Origin of the sequence: Neobacillus paridis (genome assembly GCF_016765675.1) — a bacterium.
GTDB classification, from domain to species: Bacteria; Bacillota; Bacilli; order Bacillales; family Cytobacillaceae; genus Neobacillus; species Neobacillus paridis.
Window position 1 is genome coordinate 64539 of the sequence record NZ_JAESWB010000233.1, and the last position, 26158, is coordinate 90696.

Below are 26158 nucleotides of genomic sequence, written 5' to 3' on the forward strand. Positions count from 1 at the left end.
CGAGGTGCAGGCTGGACAAAGGAAGGCGTAGAGTTTCTGCGCCTTTTGCCCATAGAAAAAATATCATTCAGATTCGATAAAAAGGGAGGGTGAGCCGTGTTTAAAAACTACAAAAATGACTATATTGAGTGGCTGATTATATTCGGTGTGGTTCTACTCCTTTTGGAAATATTATTTTTCAACAAAGGGCTTATTTTCTCTCTTTTTGTCGCTGGTGGAATGATTTATTTAGGCCGCAAAAAGCAGGGAAGACCGCGCAGAAAATGGCTGTTTTATGGCGGGCTTGTGTTTTTAGCGATCAGCGTGTTTAATATGATGACGTTTAAGTTTTTGTTATTAGCTATCTTACTGCACTTTTTCATTCAATTTTTAAATGCAAAAAAGAGGCCAAATAAAATAACCGTGGAACTCAGCAAGCCTGAGCAAACGGTGCATGCGGAAACGCTGATTCAAATAAAGCCCTTATTTGAAAATATTTTTCTTGGGCAGCAGAAAACGCCGCTGGGTATCTATGAATGGAATGACGTCAACATTCAAGCCGGGATTGGTGATACAGTCATCGACCTTAGTTACACGATGCTCCCAAAAGGGGAAACCATTATTTTTATCCGCAACCTGATTGGCAATATTCAAATTCTTGTCCCGTATGATCTTGAGGTGACGGTCAATCATTCAGCAGTAATCGGGAGAACAAAAGTATTTGAAAATCAAAACAGTAAGCTGTTCAATAGCGTTTTTCAAGTAAAAACGCCGGGCTATGATGCAGCCGAGCAAAAGGTAAAAATCTTCACCTCACTCATCGTTGGGAATATTGAGGTGAGTCGAATATGAGTACAACAGGGCGGCAAATGGTCTGGGGCGTCGTTTTTGCGATTTTAATGGCGGTGATTATCAGTACGGTCTTCCTATTTATTTTTCCATTAAACAGCTGGTCGGAATTGTGGACAAGACATTTCATGGATATTCCCATCGTCATCTTTATTCCTGCTTTCAGCATCGCCATGGGAATACTTCTTGGAACCGCCACTGGCCTTTATTGGAAAAAACAGTTTAGCGTGATTGAGCATTCTCTTCATCAATTGGAGGAGGGAAGGCATCATGATATAGAACGGGAAAGCTTCAGATCCGTTACAGAAATGCAAATCATCGCGGAGCGGATCGAGAAAATCGGCAAGCAAATTACCGAGCAAGCGAGGCACGCGCAGCGGCTGGCAACGGAAAAAGTGGAAGATCAGGAAGCTAGAATTCAGGAAATCATTGAACAGGAGCGCAATCGTCTTGCCCGGGAATTGCATGATTCCGTCAGCCAGCAATTATTTGCGGCTTCGATGATGATGTCAGCGATTAATGAAACAAAGCAGGAAGCTGAAGAAACCTATGAAATAAAGCAATTGAGGATGGTCGAAGCGATGATCCATCAATCACAGCTGGAAATGCGGGCGCTGCTGCTGCACTTGCGGCCTGTCGCTTTGAAAAATAAATCGCTCCAAGAAGGAATTGAGGAGCTGTTAGTTGAACTATCACAAAAGGTGGAAATGGAGATAAAATGGAAAGTGGAGAATTTTCCACTTGATAAAGGTGTGGAAGATCACCTATTCCGGATTCTTCAGGAATCTGTCTCCAATACTTTACGGCATGCAAGAGCATCAAAACTCGACGTCCTGTTAATAAAAAGAGATGATTTGGTGATTTTGCGGGTTGCTGATGATGGGATTGGTTTTGAAATGGAAGAAGGCAAAGCAGGCTCCTATGGAATGCAAAATATGAATGAGCGGGCCTTGGAAATTGGCGGGACGTTAAAAGTGATTAGTATGAAAAATAAAGGGACGCGGCTGGAAGTAAAGGTCCCGGTAATTGTTAATGGAGAGGGTGCCAATGATTAGAGTTGTATTTGTCGATGATCATGAAATGGTAAGGATCGGGGTTTCGTCCTATCTGTCGGCACAGCCAGATATTGAAGTGGTCGGCGAGGCGGAGGACGGGAAAAAAGGTGTGGAACTGGCGTTAAAGCTTCGACCCGATATCATTTTAATGGATTTGGTGATGAAGGAAATGGATGGGATTGAAGCGACGCGGCAAATCATTGAACAGTGGCCGGAAGCGAAAATCATCATTGTAACCAGCTTTTTGGATGACGAAAAAGTATACCCGGCACTTGAAGCAGGAGCAACGAGCTATATGCTGAAAACCTCCAAAGCAAGTGAAATCGCCAAAGCGGTCCGTGAAACCTATCAAGGGCATTCTGTCTTGGAACCTGAAGTTACCGGCAAAATGATGATGAAAATGCGCAAAAAAACAGAGCATTTGCCGCATGAAGACCTTACCAGCCGTGAGATGGAAATTTTACTGCTGATGGCTGAAGGAAAAACCAATCAGGAAATTGCCGACGAACTATTCATTGCACTCAAAACCGTCAAAACCCATGTAAGCAACATCCTAAGCAAACTAAACGTCCAGGATCGTACCCAAGCGGTCATCTACGCTTTTAAACATTCGCTAACAAAATGATTTCTTTTAAAGGTGTCAGGCACCATGTGTAAAATTCACAAGGTGCCTGACACCTTTTTTTCTACTCAAAAATTCCCCTACTATTCCCCCAACTTGTCTCATATTTTATAGAGTGAGACTACAGCAAAGGGAGAGTCCGAAATTGTCCATTTATTATCGAGGTATTTTATTTTTAGTGGTAACTGCGTTTTTAGGTGAGGGAATCGAAATCTTGGTCAATATGATTTTGGCGCGGCAGCTGGGATCCCATGGGTTAGGTTTATATATGTCAATCCTCCCGACCATACTTTTGATTATCCTCATTTCTAGTTTTGAGCTGCCAGTATCGATTTCCAAGTTTATCGCTGAACGTGAGGAGCGCTATCACCGCAATATTATGTATCATGCGATCACCATTACGATTATTTTTACCAGTCTATTGTTTGTGGTTGGGACGGTGCTGCTGCCATTTATCCCCATCTTTAACTCGTATCATCCCTATGTCCGCTGGCTTGTCATTATCTTGATTCCGGTTATCTCATTCACTTCGGTTGCCAGAGGTTATTTTATGGGCCGGCAGCAGATGGGGAAAATTGCAATCTCTAATTTCTTACGAAAAATTTTCCAGCTTGCTGGCTTATTCGTACTGTTCCGTTTCTTTGAATTTAATCCGGAATCCTCGTTATTAATTGCCATCGCAACCCTCATCGGTAGCGAAATTGTCGTTTTTCTTTATTTAGTGTTTATGTTTATCATTCAGTTCAAGGAGTTAAGAAGGCAGCCGTTTTCCAATCTAAACCGGAAAATCGTCCGCAAAAATTTAATGGCAGTATCGATACCTACCACGGGGATGCGCTTATTTACGGCTTTCACTAATGCCGTTCAGCCTTTCATCATAAAGGCAGCCTTGGTTCACTCAGGAATCACTGCTGTTCAGGCAACGGAGCAGTTCGGAATGCTGATGGGGGTGGCGATTTCGATCGGCTTTTTCCCGGGATTTATTGCCCATTCATTGATGATTGTCCTGATCCCTGCCGTTTCCAAGACACATTCAGAACGCGATTTTTCCAGCCTGCAAAGAATGCTCCAGCAGGTCATCATCCTTACGCTTGGATATGGAATTGTGGCGGTGACGATTTTTTTCTTTTTCGCCCCTGAGTTGGCGTCGTTATTCTTCAAATCGGGGACCTCGGCAACTTACTTGCAATTACTCTGGCCGTTTTTCCTATTTCACTACTTTGTGATACCGCTGCAGGCATTTATGATCGGTCTGGATTTGATAAAGGAAGCGTTCATTCATATCATCTGGTCAACGGTGATTTCCTTTTCCCTGATTCTAGTTCTTGGTTCGATGTCGGAATGGCGGATGGATGGAGTAATTATTGGGATGAACACAGGCTCAGTTTTACTGGCCTTGATGCATTATTTTACGGTCTGCAAAAAAATCGGGGTATCTGTTTTTACAGGTAGAGTCGTTCATCAATAAAACGCCTTTAGTAAAGGTCTTCGAAGGGCAGGTGTCAAAACAAAAAAAGTGGGTTTTCAATAAGAAAACCCACTGTGAAAGAATCTTTAATCATTGCTTGAGAGAATGCCAAAGATGCGCAGAATGCTAATAAACAGGTTAATGAAATCCAAGTATAGGCTTAACGCCAGTAATGGCACGTCTTCTGCCCTAACCCCGTAATGCTTCATCCGGCTGATATCAAAGAGAACATATCCGCTAAATACCAGCACTCCGATAAAGGAGAAAGCGAGCATTCCCGTTGAGCTGAGCGGGAAGAAAATGTTAAAAATTGAAATCGCCACTAACGCCAAGAGGGCCGCAAACAGGAATCCGCCTAAGAAGGAAAAGTTCCGCTTTGACTTCGCTGCATAAATGGCTATCCCCGCGAACACAACGGTGGTTGTGGCAAATGCGTTTACGACAACATTAGCACCGGCAGTCGATGCGTAATAAGCGACAATTGGATACAAGGTTACCCCTGAGATAAAGGTAAAGATATATAGGAACGAATAGGAAATCGCCTTTTTTCGTCTGAAAATGACGGCTGCAATAATCATCACTAATTCTAAAATCGATAATGGTAAAAATAAACTAGGCGGAACATACACTCCAGCCATGGTGCCAAGGAAGGCGATGGCAAGCGAGAAGGCAAATGTTCGTATTACTGATGGCATAAATTCGGATGATGTTTGTGTATTATACAATTTTAATTCACCTCATTTATAATGGTTACATATAAGTTATACGAAGAAGTGGTCAAGATGTTTCATCTTTTCGCAAAAAATTTTTTTCTTCTTTTAACAAATCGCGAATTTCCGAAAGCAGTTCTTCCGTGCGGTTGATTTGCACCTCTACTTTTGGCACTTCTTCTTTTCTTTTAAAACGGTTAAGTAATTTTACCAAGAGAAACACCGAAAAGGCAATAATAAAGAAATCCACTACATTTTGAATAAATTGACCGTATTTTAATGAACCATAGGCAAGGTCCTTGAAGTCGATAACCCCGGTAAATAAGGCAATAACTGGCATAATAATATCGCCAACAAGTGAGGACACAATCTTTCCAAAGGCACCGCCAATGACCACCCCGACGGCAAGATCGATGACATTTCCTTTCATCGCAAATTGCTTAAACTCATTCCACATGTAATAATTCCTCCAGCTAAAGGTATTGAATAAAATTGTAACCATAACTTTTAGCTTTTGGCAAATGCGGCTGAGTCTAACAATTTTTCTTGATCTTTTTCACACTTTTTACAGTGCGGTTATTTTAAAATGCCCAGTTTCCGTTTCGGAAAATCGGTTCCCTTTTTCCATTCTCGGTAATGCCGTCAATATCCATTTCTGCAGAACCAATCATGAAGTCGACATGTGTGATACTTTCGTTTAAGCCATGCGCCTTCAATTCTTCGGAGGTCATTGATTTGCCGCCCTCAATACAGAAAGCATAGGCACTGCCAATCGCCAAATGGTTCGAGGCATTTTCATCAAACAATGTGTTAAAGAAAAGGATGTTTGATTGGGAAATGGGCGAATTATATGGGACAAGAGCGACTTCACCTAGATAATGGGAGCCTTCGTCCGTTTCCACTAAAGATTTGAGGATTTCCTCGCCTTCCTCGGCTTTAACATCGACGATTTTTCCGTTTTCAAATGTGATCGAAAAACGATCGATGATATTGCCGCCATAGCTGAGCGGCTTCGTGCTGGCGACCGTTCCGTTGACACCTGTTTTAAGCGGCACGGTGAAAACCTCTTCAGTCGGCATATTGGCCATGAATTCGACACCCTCTTCATTGATACTGCCGGCACCACACCAGAGATGGTTTTTCGGTAGCTCAATTGTTAAATCAGTACCGGGTGCCTGATAATGCAGCTTGGCATATCGCTTTTCATTTAAATAACGCACCTTCTTGTGGAGGTTTTCATCATGCTTTTTCCAGGCCGCTACCGGGTCTTCAGAATCGATACGAACGGCTTTAAAGATGGCATCCCAGAGCAAGGAAACCTGCTGGTCGCTTGAAGCATTCGGAAAAACTTTGGCCGCCCAAGCTGGCGAAGCTGCAGCGACAACGGTCCAGCTGATTTTGTCTGATTGGATTGCCTGACGAAATTTTGAAAGAGCTTTACCGGCCACTTTATTAAAATTAGCAATTCGCTCAGGATTCACACCCTTTAATAAATCCGGACTGGAGGAAACAACAGACATGAACGCTGCGCCTTTTTTAACAAGATCCTCTTGTTCTTTTGCCCGCCATTCCGGATATTCTTTGAACGCCTCATCTGGGGCTAAATCATATTTCGTTTTTGAAACGATGTCATCGCTCCAGTTGACAATGACATTTAAGGCACCGGCCTCATATGCTTTTTTGACCGCCAGGCGGACAAATTCCGCGGCGTCTATTGCAGCATTAATGACCAGTGTTTGGCCTTTTTGGAGGTTCACACCAATCTTGATGGCAAGCTCCGCGTATTTATCCAAATTTTTTTGAAAATCACTCATATGTATTTTCTCCTTTTTCAGAATCTTCCTATTTAATATTGTAGCGGTTTTTGCGGGAAAAAGAAACCGCTAGTATTGCTGGCTAATGATAGAAAAAAGTTGGGATTCATTCAAACCAGTGAGGGGAATTTGAGTCAGCGAGAAAAATGAGTTTTAATGGCCCGAAAGCATGGGAGATTGCCGATTTCAGTCAAATAGAACCTGTCTCATTGCCCGAAAGCATGGGAGATTGCCGATTTCAGTCAAATAGAACCTGTCTCATTGCCCGAAAGCACGGAGGTTTGCCGATTTCGGTCAAATAGAACGCATCTCATTGCCCGAAAGCACGGAGGTTTGCTGGTTTCGGTCAAATAGAACCTGTCTAACGGCCCGAATGCAAGGGAAGCTGCCGATTTTGGTCAAATAGTCCTCCTTGCCTAATACGTCCCCGGCCGTTTAAGCATCCTTCCAGTAAAGAAAGATCAGACTTTTCCTTATATTGGTGCACTCAAATCTAGCAGAAAAAGATATGCCCAACTAAAAAAGATAGGCACACGCGGGGTGCCTATCTAACTTAATCTTGATCCTTCAGCGCCTGTTTTAGCAGATCACCAAGACTGGTGCCGAAGTCTTCTTTTTTCGTATATTTTTGAACGAGGCGGCGCTCCTCGTGTTTTTTAATGACCTTTTTCGTTTCCTCAGCCTTTTCCACGACGTTGCAGCGGCGGCATTGGAAATAAACGCCTGCTTTCCCCTCATGAATTTCCATTTTCTTATGACATTGCGGACAGCGGCGGTTCGACAGCTTCGGATCCTTGCGGCGCCGGTAAGAACATTCCAAGTTGGAACACACTAGAATTTTGCCATCCTTGGTATTGCGCTCTTTCAAAAACGAGCCGCATTCCGGACATTTGGAGCCGGTTAAATTATGTGCTCGGTACGATTTATCACTTGTCTTAATTTCAGAAACGAGCTGCTCGGTCTGGCGACGAATTTTGCGCAAAAATTGTTTAGGGTCCGCTTTTCCTTTTGCAATCTGCTCCAGTTCCTGTTCCCACTTTGCGGTCAGCTCCGGTGATTTTAACTCATTATTGACCAACTCAATTAACTGCTGGCCTTTTTTGGTCGAATGAAAGCGCCCATTAACCCGTTCGACAACTTCAGATTCCACGAGGCGCTCGATAATTTCCGCTCTCGTCGCCGGTGTGCCGAGTCCGTATTTTTCCATATGCGAAAGTACATCAGCTTCAGAAAAACGCAGTGGCGGCTCGGTCCATTTTTGATTTAGCACGACCTCTTTCACAGTGTAATTTTGACCTTGTTTTAACTTTTGCAGTCCGGAAACGGGTTCCTCTGAATCCACTTTGCCCAGCACTTTTCTAAACCCTGCTTCCATCACATTGGTTTCTTTGGCTGTAAAGGTTTCGCCTTCAACCTTGAAAGAGGTATGGATGGTTTCATATTCATACGCCGGTAAAAACAGTGCCAGAAACTGTCTGGCGATCAAGTCATAGATTTTTCGTTCATCCGAATCGAGTTCGCCGAGATTCAAGCGCTGCTCAGTCGGAATTATTGCATGGTGGTCAGTGACCTTTTCATTATTAAAAACCCGCCGGGCCAAAACCTTTCCGTTCCCCGCAAGCAGCGGGCGGACTTCCTCTTTATATCCTGAGTCCATTCCCTGCAGCCGGTCCATCATGGTCCCGATCATGTCGGTTGTTAAGTAACGAGAATCAGTCCTGGGGTAGGTGACTAGTTTATATTGTTCATAGAGCCGTTGCAATATATTTAATGTTTTTTTCGCCGAGAAGCCAAAGCGCTTATTGGCATCCCGCTGCAATTCTGTTAAATCGTAGGGGAGTGGCTGCGATTCTGATTTTTTCTTGCGCTCGATCTTTTCGAGTACTGCTTTTTGGCCATGGACTTTCGCCAAAATACGCTCAGCAGTAGCCTTATCAAACAGCCTCTTTTCGCCACCATGCTCCCAGTCCGCCGTTAATGGGCCGATTTCCGCGCGAATTGTCCAATATTCTTTCGGAACAAATTTTTGAATCTGCTGTTCGCGCTCTAAAATCATCGCAAGGGTAGGGGTCTGCACGCGGCCGGCTGATAACGGATCCTTATACTTTGTCGTAAGCGCCCGTGTTACATTTAGTCCAATCAACCAATCAGCTTCAGCGCGGCAAACGGCAGAATGGTAAAGATTTTCAAATTGTTTGCCCGATTTCAGTTGTTTGAAGCCCTCTTTAATCGCTTTGTCCGTTTGCGAGGAAATCCACAGCCGTTTAATCGGCTTGTTCCAATGCAGTTTTTCCAAAATCCAGCGGGCAACTAATTCGCCTTCACGGCCGGCATCTGTGGCAATAATACATTCGTTGATATCTTTGCGCTTGGCAAGACCCTCAATCGCCCGAAACTGGTGAGTGGTTTGCTTAATGACCTTCAAGCCCATTTTCTGTGGGATGATCGGTAAGTCTTCCAAATTCCAGGTTTTATATTTGCTGTCGTAGTGCTCTGGCATTTTCAGTTCAATTAAGTGGCCGAGCGCCCATGTGACGATATAGTGATTACCTTCGATATAGCTTTTATTTATTTGTTTGCAGCCAAGAACGCGGGCAAGTTCACGTGCCACGCTTGGCTTTTCAGCGAGTACAAGAGATTTCATAATAACTCCTTTCAAGTAAAGTCCTTTTCAATTCCAAGGCGCTTCCGCTTTTCTAAAAAGATAAGAAATTTTCGACTTTGAGAATTGTCCAGCTCCAGCGCCTAGCGGCTAGTGTCCTTCGCTCTCCGCCCTACGATAAGTCAACATCGAATCGCCTCCTGCTTCTGTGCCAAAGCTTATTCAACGAAGCTGATGTTCAGCTCGTCGCAAAGCCTAGGAAGCATATTCAGGTAGTTACTTGGCTCTTCGTGTTTCCTTTATCTTAGTTGGAGCGCTCCACAAGGAAGGCTTCGACTGCATTTGCATCGCACGAAGGAAAAACGATAGCTTTTTCGAGGAGGCCATACGCCGCTGACCAAGGCGCTTCCGCTTTTCTAAGTATAACGGAAAAATAATCATTTTTGTAATTTGACGAAAACTACTTTCATTTGTTATCTTGCTAAAGTATTATTGTGATAAAATTCAGAAAATTTTGTTGACAATACAGGTTTTCCTCACATACAATAATGATCAAACCAATAATTTTTTAGGATAGGTGATCGGACATGTTGCATCTCCGAAAAGAAAATTTGTTTATCGTAAAGGGTCATAAAGAGGCTGGATTCCAAATCTAATCAGATATGGAATCCAGCCTCTTTCTTTATTTTACTAAAGTGGTAGAGGAGTGGGATGAATTGATTACGTTAACAGGGAACAGTCTAACATTGGCAGAAATGAAGGAAGTCTTATTTCACGGGCAAAAGGTGCAAGCTTCGGAGGAAAGCATCAAAGCGGCTGCCAAGAGCCGTGAAGCCATAGAAAGAATTGTTTCAGAAGAAAGGGTGATTTATGGGATTACCACCGGATTCGGCAAATTTAGTGACGTGTTGATTGATAAAGGAAACGTCGAGGACTTACAGCTAAACTTAATCCGGTCGCATGCCTGCGGCGTTGGCGAGCCGTTCCCGGAGGTTGTTTCCAAAGCGATGGTGCTGCTTCGTGCCAATGCCTTATTAAAGGGGTATTCCGGGATTCGTCCGCGCGTTATTGAAATGCTGCTGGAGCTGGTCAATAAAGATATTATTCCGGTCATTCCGCAGCAAGGATCACTTGGCGCAAGCGGGGATTTGGCGCCACTTTCACATCTTGCCTTAGTGTTAATCGGTGAGGGTGAAGTTTATTATAAAGGGGAGCGGATGGAAGCGGGCGAAGCCTTGAGACAAGAAGGGTTACCGCCCATCACGTTGGAAGCCAAAGAAGGCCTTGCTTTAATCAACGGTACTCAGGCAATGACTGCCATGGGCGTAGTCGGCTATTTGGAGGCGGAGCAGCTGGCATATGAAAGTGAGCTTATTGCTTCGATGACCATAGAAGGTTTAAATGGCATTATTGATGCCTTTGCCGAGGAAATCCAGGTGGCCAGAGGTTATAAACAACAGATTGATACCGCTGCTAGAATCCGCAGCTACTTAAGCGATAGTTTATTAACGACACAGCAGGGGGAACTACGCGTGCAGGACGCCTATTCGTTACGCTGTATTCCCCAGGTTCATGGAGCTTCATGGCAGGCACTTGATTATGTCAAAGAAAAGCTGGAAATTGAAATCAACGCCGCTACCGATAATCCGCTGATTTTTGACGATGGCCAGATGGTGATTTCCGGTGGAAACTTTCACGGGCAGCCGATTGCGCTGGCGATGGATTTTATGAAAATTGCTGTTGCCGAGCTGGCCAATATTTCTGAGCGGCGGATTGAACGGTTAGTCAATCCACAATTAAACGATTTGCCGCCATTTTTAAGCCCCCAGCCTGGACTGCAATCGGGCGCAATGATTATGCAATATGCTGCTGCCTCCTTAGTTTCGGAAAATAAAACATTAGCCCATCCGGCTAGTGTCGATTCCATTCCGTCCTCGGCCAATCAGGAAGATCATGTCAGCATGGGGACAATAGCTGCAAGACATGCCTATCAGATCATCCAAAATGCCCGAAGAGTGCTGGCAATTGAGATGATATGTGCGATGCAGGCGGTCGAATATCGTGGGATTGAAAAAATGGCTGTCCAGACGAAAAAATTCTTTAAAAAAGGCCGCGAACAGGTAGCCCCTATTAATAAAGACCGAATTTTTTCAAATGACATTGAAAAATTGGCCGAATGGCTGAAGACTTTGGAGTTCACTCAGTTTAGCCATAATTTTAGCTTTGAAAAATAAATGAAAACTCGCCAATTGGCGAGTCCTTAAGGACGGTTCATGAGGCGTAGTTGAATTTATAGGACATAGAAAAGGCGTGACAACTCACGCCTACCCTGGTTAATAAGAAAATAAAAATTTCTTTATACCTTTTTCCCCTTTGGGGTTCGCCAGTTAGCAAGTTTTCTTTATCTTTTTTTCGGAAGAAGCCGAGCGGTGTCGTTCGTTTCGTCTTCCGCCAATCTATTTTTAAAAGCTTCTTGGGTGACAAGAAATTCCTCGTCACCCAGTTCCTCTAATGCGATTTTTTTACGAACAGTGTTCTTGGGAAAATTTCCTGGATGATTTTTGTTTGTGTGGTTAAAATGTTCACCGCGACCCATCTTCAACACTCCTTTCGCAATTATTATTTGCTCACCGGCAAAAATCATGACCGGGAACTTTTGGTATCGTCAATTTAATCCAGGATTTTTGCTATAATAAATTAAATGGCGTAAAGGAGGAGAAGGCGATGGATATGTTTCAGAAGATTTCCGAGGAACGGATTAAAAAAGCGTACAAGGATGGCGAGTTTGACAATCTTCCAGGTATGGGAAAGCCGCTGAAATTAGAAGATTTGTCGGCCATCCCAGAGGAATTGCGCATGGCTTATAAATTGTTAAAAAATGCTGGATATACCGAGGAAGAAAACACTTTACGTCAGGAAATGATGTCAATTGAAGACCTGTTAAAAAAATGCCAAGACGACGACAGGGAACTCCTTCAAAAAAAGTTAAACGAAAAACTGCTGCGATTTAATCAATTGATGTCTAAGCGAGGGAAAAAAACGAATTCATCGATTTTTAAAAACTATGAGGTTAAGATTCAATCCAGGTTGAAGTAATTTAGTAGATATATTTATGGTTGGTTATCGGGCTTCATCTGTCTAACACTTACCGAATCAAAAAAGGCTGTGCGCATGAATCGTTTTATTACCGAATTACTTTTCGCCAGCTTTTTCTTCTTGCGGGGATGGTTTGCACAATCTGTCCAGCATGTAACCGGCAAAGACCATAAAGGCAATGGGAATCGAGAAATTTAAAACATGAACAAGTGTCATATAGTTGAATCCCTCCAATATTTAGAATATTAATAATTTTTAATAAATTTTGTTCTATTTATATTATATGCTATTTGTCACAATTTAGACAAATATTTTTTGGGATTTTTTAAAAAATATCTTTAGATACTTGACTTAAAATTTTCTCCTTGGTAAAATGATCAATTTACTTTGTAGAATTTTGAAAAAATATGTGTAAAAAAGAAGTAAAAAAATTAAAATAGGATGACAAATTCTAACACCCCGTTAAAAAAGAACTAGATATAATGATCTTACTTAATATAAGTGAGTAAATTAGTCCTAACTTTAGTAGTCATATCGTTGGGTTACTAGAGTGATTTTGCAGAAAAAGGCAAACCTATTGAAAAATAGGGACGCAAAGCCGAGGATCTAAGGCAAGTACCCTACTTGCTACGATGGCCGGGTTACCTGGAATACGACAAAGTATTTTAGGGGTGTGTTAATTAGTGGTTTTATCTGAGAGCGTAGTTGAAAAGATTGATGAAGAATGGGTATATCTGATATTGGAAGCCAAGAAACTGGGGTTAACCATAGCGGAAGTGCAAAGTTTCCTTAACCAAAAGAATACTTAGTCGGGTACATACAAAAATAAAAGCATTCTGCAATCAAACATGCAGAATGCTTTTTTACGTCAATCAAAACCTGTTCCTTATTTATCTTGATTATTGCGCCATTTATTGAATTCAAGAAATTCACGAAACTGATCCTTTGAAACACCTGAATTCATTGCTTCCTTAACCAAATTCATCCAATCACTATCGAGCTCAGTTTTGTCAATTTGTTCATGAATTAAATATTCAACCGGAATATTTAAGACATGGGCAATTTTTTCGAGGAATTGAATCGAAGGGTTTTTTTGCAAATTTCTTTCCAATGAACTTAAATAGGATTTTGCAACACCGGCTTGTTCAGCAAGTTCGGATAGTGACATTTTCTTTTCTGAGCGGAATCGTTTAACGCGGTCACCTATCATATTTCTCACACACCTAATTTATATAATATTAATTATATTTTATCAAAAAGAATGAGAAAGTACCATATTAAGAACAAAGGATTCTGATAAAATAAAGTTTTTTTGAAAAATCTTTGGGATAGGGTTAATATAAATAGTGTTCCTTTGAATGAGGAGAAACTCATAGTTTCTTGTCAGCGAATCAGTATACGCTACATCTTTCCCTAGAAGCAGAAAATTCCAGGCCATTTTACATAAAATATATGAAAAAGGAAGGGGACCCTTTCAAATGATTGTTTTAAAATCACAACGCGAAATCGATGCGATGAAAAAAGCAGGTGAAATTCTGGCAGCCTGTCATAAAGAAATAGCGAAACTGATTCAGCCCGGAATCACCACATGGGAGATTGATCAGTTTGTTGAAAAATTTTTAAGTGAGCATCATGCAACCCCCGAGCAAAAGGGCTACAAAGGTTATGAGTATGCCACTTGTGCGAGTATTAACGATGAAATTTGCCATGGTTTTCCACGTAAAACGCCGCTTAATGAAGGAGATATCGTAACGATCGACATGGTTGTTAATTTTAACGGGGCATTGGCGGATTCAGCATGGTCTTACGCGGTTGGCAAGGTTTCAGAAGAAACGGGGCATTTATTAAAGGTTACTAAAGAAGCCCTCTATAAGGGAATTGAACAAGCGGTTATTGGTAATCGAATTGGCGATATTGGTCACGCCATCCAAACCTATGTTGAAAGCGAGGGATTATCCGTGGTGCGCGACTTTATCGGCCATGGAATTGGTGCTGTGATTCACGAAAAACCGGATGTTCCTCATTATGGGCTACCTGGCAAAGGCCCGCGGATTAAAGAAGGCATGGTGTTTACCATCGAGCCAATGGTCAATATCGGGATGCATTATACAAAGATGGACAATAACGGCTGGACCGCCCGCACGGTTGATGGAACTTATTCTGCTCAATACGAGCACACAATTGCCATCACCAAGGACGGCCCGCTAATTATCACCGATCAGGAATAATAGCAGGAGGCTGCCTTTTTGGGGCAGCCCCTTATTTTCTTCTTAAGCTTCCCAATTCTTCCACAAGAGCCTGCATTTCATTGGGGCTGAAGGAGTTTTTTCTTAGAACCATTTCATAAATTTCTTTAAGTTCTTCATACATTTCTTCATTAAAGTGGGATGGCTTGATGGCTCCCAGGTTTAATACCTTTAATTTTTCTTTTATTTTTTCAATCATGTATTCGACATTTTCCGTTGTTTTCTGCGATAAATCCACGTCCGACACTCCTTCAAGCTATTTGCTTTTATCTTTTCATGTTCATGGTATCCTGTCAATCAAAAACCTATTTCCCATTTCATGTAGTAAAAATAGCCAGCCAAGACTTGCATCAAAAGCTGGTATGAAGCAAAATGAAAAGTAGGAAGATGTTTGAACAAGAAAGGAAAGAGTACATATGAAGAAAAATCAGTTTTGGAAAGGAATGTTACTTGGGGCAATTGCCGGTGGTGCGATTAGTTTGTTCGACAAAGATACTCGAGAAATCATGAAGGACAATGTCCAAAAATCAGCAAAGAATGTCTACAAGATTGTCAGACATCCAGGAGAGACGGCAGCGAAAATTAAATCAACGATCGAACAGGTGAGTGAAGACTTTTCATATATTGCCGAAAAGGTGGACGAATTTCGTGAATTAACACCGCAAGTTACTGAAATCATAAAGGAAACAAAGGATACTTTCACCAAGAGTGATGATTCTGAAGGCTTGGAAGACCTCCTCGAGGATAAAGTACCGAATGATTAAATGATGAAGAAGGAGAGGTCAAGATGGGGAATAATAGGAATGTTCGCTCCTCTTTCATTCGATTAATGTGGCATCGAATTGGTGAAGATGATATCCCGGGATTAAGCGCTCAATTGGCCTATTATTTTCTTCTTTCTCTTTTCCCGCTTCTAATTGTTTTGTTTACATTGATCCCTTACATTCCGATTCCCCATCAGGATATCCTTGCTGTTATTCGCGAATTTGCCCCGGTCGACACGATGAAGTTTATTGAAAAAACGACTGGGGAAATCATGAGTCATCGCAGCGGAGGCTTGCTTTCCTTCGGGATTATCGGGACCATTTGGTCGGCTTCTAATGGGATTAATGCGATTGTGAGAGCTTTTAATAAAGCCTATGATGTGAAGGAGAGCAGGTCATTCATTGTGGCCCGGGGAATGGCAATTCTCCTGACGGTTGGGATGATTTTCGTGTTCATATTCGCTTTAATTTTGCCGATTTTCGGGAAAGAAATTGGCATATTTGTCTTTACACAATTTGGCTATGTTGACTTGTTTATTAAGCTGTGGAATACCTTTAGCATCGTTGGCAGTGCCATTATTTTGTTTGTCATTTTTACCGGCTTGTATTGGATTGCACCGAATGTGAGGCTTCGCTGCCGCAGTGCTTTTCCTGGGGCTGCTTTTGCGACGGTCGGCTGGATTGTTTCCTCCTTTGGCCTTTCCTTTTATGTAGGCAACTTTAGTAATTATACGATTACTTACGGCAGTATTGGGGCTGTCATTGTGTTGATGATTTGGCTGTACATCTCCGCCTTTATCATTATTTTAGGTGGGGAAATTAACGCCTATTTCACTAAAAAAAACCGTTCCAACTGCTAATAGTTACCTTTATGAAAAAGGGTTATCTGTTCAAACTATGATTGTGGACGCGGTGCTTTTGCCGAAGTCCCTATGCATATACAGGGAGGTTTGGACGTTGACCAAGCATACAAAAAAAGATGGCGGGACGAAACAAAAAGGAAAAGGCAGTAAAGGGAACAAGACTTCCGGCTCCGCCAACGGCTCTAACGGTTATCACTAAGGAATATGAATGGCAATAAGACCGGGGGAATTATTATTCCACCCGGTCTTCAATTAGATAAACGTTTATTAAGCAACCTGGGCCGATCCGGCAGTGAGGAGAAGTCATCGGCAAATACCGAGGTCCTAATTCCACCGCTAAAGATCAAGCCCTATTCGATAATTGGTTAAACAACCACCAAATACCTAAGCAACCCCCAAATACCGAAATCCTAACCGATAAATAGCGATGGTACCCAAAAAGAGCCTAATTCCTCAATAACCGCAAACTGTTAAGGATAACCAATATCGTACTGCCTTCATGTCCGATGACTCCAAACGGCAGGTCAATGAACTGAAAGAAATTAGACGAAATTAATAAAACGATGACGGAAATCGAGAAAATCACATTTTGTTTAATGATTCGGTTCATCCGTTGCGACAGGCTGACCGCTTCGGCAATCCGCGGCAGATCGTTTTTCATCAATACGACATCTGCTGTCTCAAGCGCGACATCTGTTCCTTCTCCCATCGCAATTCCGACATTGGCAATCGCCAGCGCCGGGGCATCATTTATGCCATCGCCGACCATCCCGACAGTTTGATATTTTGTTTTGAGTTGCCTTAGATGGTCTACTTTTGTTTCCGGCAGACATTCTGCAAAAAATTCGTCGACATGACTTTCGGACGCAATCGCCCGGGCTGTTTTTTCGCTGTCGCCTGTTAACATAACCGTTTGAATACCGTGCTTTTTCAACTGGTCAATGGCGACCTTTGTTTCTTCTCGAACAACATCCTTTAGGGCGATTATCGCACTCGTCTCGCCGTTGATTTCGATATAAACGAGTGTATTCCCTTGGCTGGCCAGTTCTTTTGCTCTCACATCTCCAGGATCAGCGGCATTTTCGGCAGTTTCCCGGCCAACAAAGGCAGCTTTACCAATTTTCCATTGCTCTCCAGCGATTTCTGCTTTGATTCCCCAGCCTGGTACATCTTCCAAACTATCGGGATGTAAAAGGTCCTTTCCAGTCGTTTGTTTGGCATATTTCACAATGGCCTGTGCCAGCGGGTGATTAGAATGATTTTCAATCGAAGCTGCTTTCCATATGAGCGTATCCTGATCAAGCCCGTTTTTGACAATGACTTCTGTTACTTCCGGTTTTCCTTTTGTTAGCGTGCCTGTCTTATCAAAGGCAATCGCTCCTAAATGGCTTAAATTTTCCAAGTGAACGCCGCCCTTAAATAAAATGCCGTGGCGTGCCCCGTTGGAAATAGCAGAAAGAGTTGCTGGCATAATCGAGGCAACAAGAGCACAAGGCGATGCAACGACCAACAGAATCATCGCGCGATAAAATGATTCATGCCAGCTCCAGCCTAAGAGAAAGTGCGGCAGGAAAAACATCGCGATGACTACAAGAAGAACAATCTTTACGTAAGTTCCTTCAAAGCGTTCAATAAACTGCTGTGATGGTGATTTTTCACTTTGTGCAGACTGCACAAGCTGAATGATTTTTTGAAACAATGTATCATTGCTGGCTTTTGTTACTTGAACGGTGATGGAACCGGACAAATTGACCGTTCCCGCAAATACTTCATCTTCGTTTCCTTTAGAGACCGGCATTGATTCCCCGGTAATTGCCGCCTCATCAATATTGGTGCGCCCCTTTATAATGACTCCGTCAGCCGGAACGCGTTCGCCTGGTTTAATTAAAATATGGTCACCAACCCGCAATTCGGAAACGGCTACCTTTTTTTCAATACCATTTATCAAGAGCAGGGCTTCTTCGGGCTGAAGCTCCATAAGTGAAGAGATCTCCTTATGGCTTTTGTTCATCGTATAGGTTTCAAGGGCACCGCTGACGGCAAAAATAAAAATTAATATCGCTCCTTCTGTCCAGTACCCGATAATGGCTGATCCAACTGCTGCAAATATCATCAACATTTCTACATTTAAATCTTTGTTTTCATAGGTGGCCTCAATACCTTCCTTGGCTTTGAAAAATCCACCAATGACAAAGGCCAGTAAATAAGCAATAATGGAATCTGCTTCCTGGTTATATTGATCAAAAAGCCACCCCACGGCAATCAATACTCCGCTTAATCCTGCTGCAATCAGTTCGACATGCGGTTTTACTTTATCAATAAAGCTAATCTTTTGAATCCCCTTAGCTATAGTCTTCGCTTCAGACCCCATTTGTTTCTCCCTCCTTGAACCCAATTATAGCGTAAGAAAAAAATTCAGTCAATTTTAATTGATAAAATTTATTTATAATTGAGAATGATATTCAAGTACATTCCCATTACTTCAATAAGTTTGTTGTCCTAGATTGATAATAATTATTAACTAAAAATTTATATTTTGACGAAGGGATTGATAAGAATAATCAACCTCACTACTTCCTAAAAAACATGAAAGCTGTCATCCAAAGATGACAGCGTTTTTTCAAAAATAATTTATTCGGTTTTCTTTTCCTGCTATTCATTGTATGCATAAGCTGTGAATTTGCTGCTTATATTGAGTGGTTTTGTTTGGCTAACAGATGTGGTTTTTTTCTAAAGATAAAAATAAGAAAGGATATAGATAAAAGAATCGTGCTAATACTATAATAGAAGCTCACATGCTGAAGATCTTTAATGAATAAACTGCTGATTATTGGTCCGCATAAGCTGCCAAAGCTGAAAAAAATGCTGCAAAATAATTCTTCCATGGTGGTAACGGGAATAACCCAGATTTGCAAGAAAAATGTTGTCTTGGCAATTATTTTAATGATAATCTTTTTTTGGATAAAAAAGTGCAGAGAGCACAACTCATGAATGGGGAAATGAAGTTGGGGCTGTACGAGTTTTCTGACTGGTAAATATGATTTATAGATAGAAATCAATTTGGAGGTTACTTTAGTGACAAATAAGATTTTTATGCTGATGACATTTATCGGGGTTCCGGTTTCTGTTATCGGCACATTCATGAACTGGCCAAGTATTCTTTTATTTATTCTTTATTGTTTAACGATTATTGCCCTGTCAAGCTATATGGGGAGGGCCACGGAAAGTCTGGCAATTGTCGCCGGGCCGCGGATTGGCGGGCTGTTAAATGCGACGTTTGGAAATGCCGTTGAATTAATTATTTCCCTTTTTTCCTTAAAAGCCGGACTTGTAGGGGTTGTCTTGGCCTCTTTAACAGGTTCTGTGTTAGGAAACCTGCTGCTCGTGGCCGGGCTATCATTCTTTGTCGGCGGGTTGAAATTTAAACGGCAGAAATTCAATGTGTTTGATGCCCGTCATAATTCCGGGCTGTTAATGTTTGCGATTATTGTTGCCTTTGTCATTCCAGAAGTGTTTTCCATGCATATGAACGATCCAAAGAAATTAACATTGAGCATTGGTATTTCCGTTACGTTAATTGTGTTATATTTAGCGGCCTTGCTTTTCAAACTAGTCACCCACCGTGGAGTATATCAGAGTGATGCATTAAGTGAGCACCATGATGAGGAGCCGGAATGGGGGATTGGCAGAGCTGTTTTCGTTTTATTAATTGCGACCTTGGCAGTTGCTTATATTTCGGAACATCTTGTCCATACATTTGAATATGTCGCCGAATCGTTCGGCTGGTCCGAGCTGTTTATCGGGATTATCATTGTAGCGATTGTCGGTAATGCAGCAGAACATGCTTCTGCCGTTATGATGGCCGTGAAAAACAAAATGGATGTCGCCGTTGAAATTGCCATCGGCTCGACACTTCAGATAGCGATGTTTGTCGCCCCTGTACTTGTTCTAGTTTCCTTGTTGTTTGAGAAATCGATGCCGCTGTTATTTACCTGGCAGGAACTGATCGCGATGGCATCATCCGTGCTTCTAATGGTTGTCATCTCCAACGATGGCGAAACCAACTGGTTTGAGGGCTTGACCCTAATAGCTGCGTACATCATTATGGGGATTGGATTCTATCTCCTATGATGATGTGGGCAAACAAAAAAGACTCTATATCGTCGTAAGGCGATTTAAGAGTCTTTTTACTTTCATTTTACCATGTACGTTTACTTTTTTCCGGGATTAAATCAATCGCTTTTATATGGGACCATCAATCACCAACCTTCATGTTATGTTATACACAAGCCAAACACGAGAGTTGACAGCATAAAGAAAAGTATTCCTACCTCCTTATGAATTATCGATCATCTGGTTAGTCGATTGATTGCAGCCCTCCTTTTTTGAAAGGTTAACTACATTATAAATCTTAATTGTAGTTTTGTAAACATTCTGATTATTATATTTTTGTTACTTTAAACACTTTGACAAATGGATACCTGGATGTTTATTTGAAAAATTCTTTTCCAAACTTGCCCTGGGAAATGGATAATATTTATCTTCTTCGAAAAAACTACTAGCAAACGTGTTTACGCTATTAATGAAAGGAGTTTCACCCAGTGAGAAAATCGTTTGCTGTCCTGATGACATTGCTTTTTATGCTAATAACACCTGCTGCTCAGGCAGAAAAAGCCCCTATAAAGAAGGAACCAGGAAAATATCAAATTCCTGCGTCCGTTCGCAGTATTACAAAGGAAAATACCTACCCGAATTCCACTCAGGACCTGCCCTATTTGCAGCCAAGTGATTTAACAAAAAAATTAATCAACTCATCGAATGTAAAAATTGAAAATCCTGATTTAATCCGGATGCTGAATGAGTCAACCATAAACGGGACTCCATTTGCCATCGGTTACCGGGCGATCATCTTTCTGGGGCAGTGGGCCTTAAACTACGAATCAGCTGAAACCTCACCAAATTGGGAGTATCAAAAAATAAATACCAATTACTATGACAACCGTGGCGGCAATTCGCCATATCGAATCAAGTATGTCCAGGAATCACAGAAAATTGTTCGCGGCGGTTTGACAGCAAAAATTCCAAATGCCGAAGAAGTGAAAAAAATGATGCTGCTAAAAGCAATGAAAAAGACCAATCTTCCCTTATCCTTTGATGCGGTCATTGGCGCCGGCACGAAAAATGACCATTATTACAACATTCCAGCGAAGCGCTTGGGCTATCTTTACGCTTATGCCCCGGCCATCAGTGAAAAAGGGAAAGTAACATACGGCGAGGTCTATTTAATGCTGAAAGGCAATCGCAAATTCATCGTCATTAAAAATGTTACCTCGCAAGGAATCGGCGCTTGGATTCCTGTACAGGATTACGTTTCCTTTGGTTTTGTTGCATCTGAGCGACCGAGATAAAAGGGCGCGCAGCCGGGGACTCCCATGTAGGAATGCGGGAGTCTTTTATTTTTTCAAAATTTCGCAGGGGATAACATTGCCAAAGCCCGGAAAATTAGGTAGGATGATAACGGTTAGAAAGGAGAGTGGAGAGATGGGCAGTCCGACCTTTGATAAGAATTCTCAACTAAACTTTTTAAAGCAGCGATTAAATATGTTTATCGAAGTATTGGATGCAATTGATCCGGAAGAAACGGATCTTAATGATATTGATCGTTTAATTGCCATCGTTGACGAAATGGAATCAAAATGCCGTGAGTTTAAAAATCGTGACGTCAAGGAGCCTGTTTAATAGAGCAGGCTTTTTTTGACTAGGAAAGCATAAATTCAGTTACGCCTCATGAACCGCCTTAACGGACTCGCCAATTGGCGAGTTGTCATCTATTGAAAAAGAAGGGAATTGTCCCGCTCCACATTGAACGCATCACTAGAACAAGTGTCACACAAAGACCGGGTGCTGGCCTTGTAAGGTGCTACCCTCTTAGGAACGCTGCCAAAAGAATGAGCTTCTGCTTTGCTTGTCACGAAAACATCGCCCCTTTTCTAACTGTCCCTTGTAATCGATTGCAGCCAAATCCTTTAAATAAACTGCTTATAGGAGTATAATTAAAGCGGTTAAATAATTGCAATATTTTTAATAAAGATTGTAAGAACAAAGGGAAGGGGAACAGATTCGTGAATATTGCAAAGTTTGAAGAAAGCATGTATAAACTGGTCGTAGAAACGTCGACAAAGCTTCCGAAGGATGTTCGCCGGGCAGTGAAGGCGGCAAAGGAAAAAGAAAATGCTGGCACCAGAGCCGCAATGAGCCTGGCCACGATCACCAATAATATTGCCATGGCCGATGAGCAAGTGTCGCCAATCTGCCAGGATACTGGTCTGCCAACTTTTAAAATTAAAACTCCTGTTGGCGTAAACCAATTGGAACTGAAAGCGGCGATCAAAAACGCGATCGTCCAAGCAACCAAAGATGGAAAGTTACGTCCAAACGCGGTTGATTCCTTAACAGGCAAAAACAGCGGTGATAATCTAGGCGAAGGGGTGCCAGTTATCAAATTCGATCAGTGGGAAAAAGATTATATCGATGTCCGGCTCATTTTAAAAGGCGGCGGCTGCGAAAACAAGAATATTCAATACAGCCTGCCGTGTGAATTGGAAGGCCTAGGACGTGCCGGACGCGACCTTGACGGAATTCGCAAATGTATCATGCACTCCGTTTATCAGGCACAAGGTCAAGGCTGTTCCGCCGGCTTCATCGGCGTCGGTATTGGCGGTGACCGTTCCTCAGGCTATGACTTAGCGAAGGAACAATTATTCCGTCCCGTTGAAGATGTGAACCCTAATGAAGATCTGCGCAAGCTTGAAGAATATGTAATGGAAAATGCCAACAAACTGGGTATCGGCACAATGGGCTTCGGCGGCGAAGCCACTTTACTGGGTTGTAAAATTGGCGCCATGCACCGTATCCCGGCGAGCTTCTTTGTTTCCGTCGCCTACAACTGCTGGGCATTCCGCCGCATGGGCGTAAGCGTTGACCCTGAAACCGGTGAAATTATCGAATGGGCCTATCAAGATGGTGAATTTATCGACTTTGCAGCTGCTAACGAGGCAGAGAAAGAAACGGCTGCGTCTGGCTCAGAAGACGTGATTACTTTGCAAGCCCCGATTACAGAGGAACAAATTCGTTCGTTGAAAGTCGGCGATGTGGTCGAGATTAACGGTTTAATGTACACCGGCCGTGACGCGATTCATAAATATTTAAATGATCATGACGCACCGGTTGATTTGAACGGGCAAGTGATTTACCACTGTGGCCCGGTTATGCTGAAGGATAAAGACGGCGTTTGGCATGTGAAGGCTGCCGGCCCAACAACAAGTATTCGCGAGGAGCCTTATCAGGGTGACATCATGAAGAAATTCGGCATCCGCGCTGTAATCGGTAAAGGCGGCATGGGTCCGAAGACATTAGCTGCCTTGCAAGAGCACGGTGGTGTGTACTTGAATGCGATCGGCGGCGCTGCTCAATACTATGCTGACTGTATCAAAGCAGTTGAAGGTGTGGATCTGATGGAATTCGGTATCCCTGAAGCCATGTGGCATCTCCGCGTCAAAGGTTTCCGCGCCGTTGTCACCATGGACTCTCATGGAAACAGCCTCCATGCTGATGTTGACAAATCCTCTCTGGAAAAACTAGCCCAATTTAAAGAACGGGTATTTTAAATCAACAAGGTCGGATAGACTTGCCTTCGGGCGGGTCTATTTTTATTTTAGTTGCTAGGATCCAATTTGTCCCAAACTTTGTAAAAAAGGGACGGGAATAGGGGAAATTGTAAGCCTCCCCATGACTTATCACACGAAGGTGTAACGAAAGGCCGCATTTATCTTCAACCATCGCCACAATCTACCAATTATGTTTTCCCTGATAAAACTAACACTATAAAAAACAATTTATCGAGGGGGAAAACAGTTGAAAAAAATAATCGTGACGATCATTAGTATGATCGTCCTGTTGCTTCCAAATATTACATACGCAATATCCAATCAGCCGATTCATTGGGGATTTAAAAAAGCCGTAAACGAGCAGCCGCCGGATGCTGGTGCACAGTACAATGAGATTCTTGCCAAATACGGTGCTTTTTACAAAGGCGACCCAGGCACAAAGACCTTATACTTAACTTTTGATGCTGGTTATGAAAATGGCTTTATGCCAAAAATTCTTGAGGTATTAAAAAAGGAAAAGGTACCGGCGACCTTTTTTGTCACAGGTCATTTCTTAGAATCGCAGCCTGAACTGTCGAAACAGATTGTGAAAGAAGGGCATATCATCGGCAATCATTCCTGGAGTCATCCGGATTTCACGACAATGAGTGATGCGAAAATTCGCGATGAGCTAGAAAAAGTGAAGGCGAAAACGAGCGAATTAACCGGGCAGAAGGAAATGAAGTATTTGCGCCCACCGCGCGGAATTTTTAGCGAAAAGACATTACAGGTTGCAAAAGATGCGGGGTACACACATGTATTCTGGTCACTGGCATTTGTCGATTGGAACATTAACCAACAAAGAGGCTGGCAATACGCTTATGACAATATCATGAGACAAATTCATCCAGGCTGCGTGCTGCTATTGCATTCCGTCTCCAAAGATAATGCCGATGCCTTGGAAAAAGCCATCCAAGATTTGAAAAAGAAGGGCTATGAATTCAAAAGCCTTGACCATATTACGAAGAAAAAGTAACACCGGATTTCAGCGAAGTCCGGTCTTTTTATGGCCAATTATACAAAAATTATTATCCATAATCAGTTTATTATTTACACAATTCAAAAATCATATTATCCTAAGGATACCCTTAGTTAGTTGCAACCTTCCATTATTTCAAAATAAAGGTTTGAGGAGTTTTTTATGTCTATTTATTACAAGGTTGTATTATTTCAAGTATTAATTATCCTCTTTCCTATGCTCGTTTATCATTTATTTTTTAATGAAAATGAACGTGACCGGAGAAAGCCTCATTCAAAACTGACCATCATTCAGCTCATCATACTAATTCTAGCGATGTCCTTTCCTATTAAATTTGCTGAAGGGTATGTTTATGACTTTAGAATTATTCCCTTTATGATTTCATTTATCTATGGGGGAACTATACCAGGATTAATAACTTGGGTCGTGTTGATGATTTATCGATTTATCATTGGGGGTGATGGATTTACCGTCGTCCTCATCAATTATTCGCTCACCTGCGTTTTATTAATTCTTACAGGGAAGAAAATTGCCTCGTTTCATAAGAAGCACAAACTGGTGTTTATTAGTTTAGTGTTTTGGACGAATACTTTTATTGTGATGCTAACATTATTCACCAAAAATCAAAGTTCACAAATCAGCTTTATGTTAATTTTCTACACTATCACCTGGGTGTGCTTAATGCTGGTTGTCTTTGTGATTGAAAATGTCAATCAGCAAATGATGATCCGTGAAAAACTACAAAGAGATGAAAAGTTAAATGTAGTCAGTCAACTGGCAGCTTCCGTGGCTCATGAAGTGAGGAATCCATTGACTTCAGTACGCGGCTTTCTGCAGTTGATGTCCGATGATAACAATTTACAGGAATCGCAAAAATCGTATATTCGGATTGCCTTGAATGAACTGGAACATGCCCAATCCATCATCAATGATTACCTATCATTAGCGAAGCCAAATACGGAAGAGCTAACTTCGATCAATATTTCGGATGAAGTTAAGAAAACATTGGCACTTATGAAGTCTTACTCGAATATCCAAAATATTACGATTGAAACCGATATTCAAGATTCTCTTTATGTGAAGGGAAACAGAGGGGAAATGAAGCAGCTTTTAGTCAATATCATCAAAAACGGCATTGAAGCGATGACTACCGAGGGAGTTTTGACCGTCCGCGCCTTCGAAAAGGACGGCCTGATATCGATTGACATTAGTGATACTGGCAAAGGAATGACAGCGAATCAAATAGAAAAACTTGGTACTCCTTTCTACACGACAAAAGAAAAAGGCACCGGTGTCGGACTCACCATTTCGTACCAACTTATCCAAGCAATGAAAGGCAGGGTCAACGTCGAAAGCGAACCCGGAATCGGCACAACCTTCACCATCCAATTTCCAAGCGCATAAC

The 26158-nt window shown here is 42.1% G+C and carries 24 protein-coding genes and 1 riboswitch; of the genes, 16 read left to right on the forward strand and 8 right to left on the reverse strand.

Features of this window, described 5'->3' with window-relative positions; translation table 11 throughout:
• Nucleotides 1-96: 96 nt before the first annotated feature.
• The 4 genes from liaF to JK635_RS15875 all read left to right on the forward strand — a co-directional run bounded on the left by liaF (nt 97) and on the right by JK635_RS15875 (nt 3973).
• Nucleotides 97-831: a cell wall-active antibiotics response protein LiaF gene (gene liaF, locus JK635_RS15860; RefSeq protein ID WP_202654937.1), complete on the forward strand. Its 735-nt coding sequence runs from the start codon at nt 97-99 to the stop codon at nt 829-831.
• Nucleotides 828-1883 carry a sensor histidine kinase gene (locus tag JK635_RS15865; protein ID WP_202654938.1) on the forward strand — a complete coding sequence of 352 codons (1056 nt, stop codon included), beginning with the start codon at nt 828-830 and terminating at the stop codon, nt 1881-1883. Before liaF ends, JK635_RS15865 begins: the two co-directional genes overlap by 4 nt.
• On the forward strand, nt 1876-2508 hold the full coding sequence (locus JK635_RS15870) for a response regulator transcription factor (protein WP_202654939.1): 633 nt from the start codon (nt 1876-1878) through the stop codon (nt 2506-2508). Before JK635_RS15865 ends, JK635_RS15870 begins: the two co-directional genes overlap by 8 nt.
• 142 nt (nt 2509-2650) lie before the next feature.
• A complete protein-coding gene (locus tag JK635_RS15875) occupies nt 2651-3973 on the forward strand; it encodes an oligosaccharide flippase family protein (protein ID WP_202654940.1) in 1323 nt (440 codons plus the stop codon).
• Between the two features lie 86 nt (nt 3974-4059).
• Here the strand turns inward: JK635_RS15875 and JK635_RS15880 are convergent, their stop codons facing one another.
• The 4 genes from JK635_RS15880 to JK635_RS15895 form a co-directional block, all read right to left on the reverse strand.
• On the reverse strand, nt 4060-4668 hold the full coding sequence (locus JK635_RS15880) for a Bax inhibitor-1/YccA family protein (RefSeq protein WP_202655029.1): 609 nt from the start codon (nt 4666-4668) through the stop codon (nt 4060-4062).
• A gap of 82 nt (nt 4669-4750) precedes the next feature.
• The gene (gene mscL / locus JK635_RS15885; protein ID WP_202654941.1) at nt 4751-5140 is read right to left on the reverse strand and encodes a large-conductance mechanosensitive channel protein MscL; all 390 of its coding nucleotides are present in this window, start codon (nt 5138-5140) and stop codon (nt 4751-4753) included.
• Between the two features lie 124 nt (nt 5141-5264).
• Nucleotides 5265-6497, reverse strand: a complete 1233-nt coding sequence (locus JK635_RS15890; RefSeq protein ID WP_202654942.1) for an aminopeptidase — start codon at nt 6495-6497, stop codon at nt 5265-5267.
• A 553-nt stretch (nt 6498-7050) separates the two neighbouring features.
• The gene (locus tag JK635_RS15895; RefSeq protein ID WP_202654943.1) at nt 7051-9141 is read right to left on the reverse strand and encodes a DNA topoisomerase III; all 2091 of its coding nucleotides are present in this window, start codon (nt 9139-9141) and stop codon (nt 7051-7053) included.
• Nucleotides 9142-9815: 674 nt separating this feature from the next.
• On the opposite strand from JK635_RS15895, the gene hutH reads away from it, so the two are divergent.
• Nucleotides 9816-11333, forward strand: coding sequence for a histidine ammonia-lyase (gene hutH, locus JK635_RS15900; RefSeq protein WP_202654944.1), 1518 nt, complete (start codon nt 9816-9818; stop codon nt 11331-11333).
• 167 nt (nt 11334-11500) lie between these two features.
• Here hutH and JK635_RS15905 read toward each other — a convergent pair whose 3' ends face one another.
• A complete protein-coding gene (locus JK635_RS15905; RefSeq protein ID WP_235888148.1) occupies nt 11501-11743 on the reverse strand; it encodes a hypothetical protein in 243 nt (80 codons plus the stop codon).
• A gap of 80 nt (nt 11744-11823) precedes the next feature.
• On the opposite strand from JK635_RS15905, the gene JK635_RS15910 reads away from it, so the two are divergent.
• The gene (locus JK635_RS15910; protein WP_202654945.1) at nt 11824-12195 is read left to right on the forward strand and encodes a DnaJ family domain-containing protein; all 372 of its coding nucleotides are present in this window, start codon (nt 11824-11826) and stop codon (nt 12193-12195) included.
• Between the two features lie 557 nt (nt 12196-12752).
• Nucleotides 12753-12844: riboswitch (cyclic di-GMP riboswitch) on the forward strand.
• A gap of 34 nt (nt 12845-12878) precedes the next feature.
• Nucleotides 12879-13004, forward strand: coding sequence for an anti-repressor SinI family protein (locus tag JK635_RS15915; protein ID WP_202654946.1), 126 nt, complete (start codon nt 12879-12881; stop codon nt 13002-13004).
• 77 nt (nt 13005-13081) lie between these two features.
• Here the strand turns inward: JK635_RS15915 and JK635_RS15920 are convergent, their stop codons facing one another.
• Nucleotides 13082-13405 (reverse strand): helix-turn-helix domain-containing protein, encoded by a 324-nt coding sequence (locus JK635_RS15920; RefSeq protein ID WP_202654947.1) that lies wholly within the window; start codon nt 13403-13405, stop codon nt 13082-13084.
• Between the two features lie 268 nt (nt 13406-13673).
• Between JK635_RS15920 and map the strand changes: the two genes are divergently transcribed.
• A complete protein-coding gene (gene map / locus JK635_RS15925) occupies nt 13674-14423 on the forward strand; it encodes a type I methionyl aminopeptidase (protein ID WP_202654948.1) in 750 nt (249 codons plus the stop codon).
• Between the two features lie 31 nt (nt 14424-14454).
• On the opposite strand, the gene JK635_RS15930 is transcribed toward map, so the two are convergent.
• A complete protein-coding gene (locus JK635_RS15930; protein ID WP_202654949.1) occupies nt 14455-14679 on the reverse strand; it encodes a DUF1128 domain-containing protein in 225 nt (74 codons plus the stop codon).
• A gap of 178 nt (nt 14680-14857) precedes the next feature.
• Here JK635_RS15930 and JK635_RS15935 point away from each other — a divergent pair, with 178 nt between their 5' ends.
• On the forward strand, nt 14858-15205 hold the full coding sequence (locus JK635_RS15935; RefSeq protein WP_202654950.1) for a YtxH domain-containing protein: 348 nt from the start codon (nt 14858-14860) through the stop codon (nt 15203-15205).
• Nucleotides 15206-15228: 23 nt separating this feature from the next.
• Nucleotides 15229-16065: a YihY/virulence factor BrkB family protein gene (locus tag JK635_RS15940; RefSeq protein WP_202654951.1), complete on the forward strand. Its 837-nt coding sequence runs from the start codon at nt 15229-15231 to the stop codon at nt 16063-16065.
• Between the two features lie 448 nt (nt 16066-16513).
• On the opposite strand, the gene JK635_RS15945 is transcribed toward JK635_RS15940, so the two are convergent.
• Nucleotides 16514-18439, reverse strand: a complete 1926-nt coding sequence (locus JK635_RS15945; protein ID WP_202654952.1) for a heavy metal translocating P-type ATPase — start codon at nt 18437-18439, stop codon at nt 16514-16516.
• Between the two features lie 689 nt (nt 18440-19128).
• Between JK635_RS15945 and cax the strand changes: the two genes are divergently transcribed.
• From cax to JK635_RS15975, 6 genes are all read left to right on the forward strand, one after another.
• Nucleotides 19129-20199, forward strand: a complete 1071-nt coding sequence (gene cax, locus JK635_RS15950) for a calcium/proton exchanger (RefSeq protein WP_306792955.1) — start codon at nt 19129-19131, stop codon at nt 20197-20199.
• A 509-nt stretch (nt 20200-20708) separates the two neighbouring features.
• Complete coding sequence (locus tag JK635_RS15955; protein WP_235888166.1) at nt 20709-21476, forward strand: YfkD famly protein; 768 nt, start codon at nt 20709-20711, stop codon at nt 21474-21476.
• A gap of 133 nt (nt 21477-21609) precedes the next feature.
• Nucleotides 21610-21807 carry an SE1561 family protein gene (locus tag JK635_RS15960; RefSeq protein WP_202654954.1) on the forward strand — a complete coding sequence of 66 codons (198 nt, stop codon included), beginning with the start codon at nt 21610-21612 and terminating at the stop codon, nt 21805-21807.
• Between the two features lie 410 nt (nt 21808-22217).
• A complete protein-coding gene (locus JK635_RS15965) occupies nt 22218-23735 on the forward strand; it encodes a fumarate hydratase (protein ID WP_235888167.1) in 1518 nt (505 codons plus the stop codon).
• 277 nt (nt 23736-24012) lie between these two features.
• Nucleotides 24013-24750, forward strand: coding sequence for a delta-lactam-biosynthetic de-N-acetylase (gene pdaA / locus JK635_RS15970; protein WP_202655033.1), 738 nt, complete (start codon nt 24013-24015; stop codon nt 24748-24750).
• Nucleotides 24751-24915: 165 nt separating this feature from the next.
• Complete coding sequence (locus tag JK635_RS15975; protein WP_202654955.1) at nt 24916-26157, forward strand: ATP-binding protein; 1242 nt, start codon at nt 24916-24918, stop codon at nt 26155-26157.
• The last annotated feature ends 1 nt before the right edge of the window (nt 26158 follow it).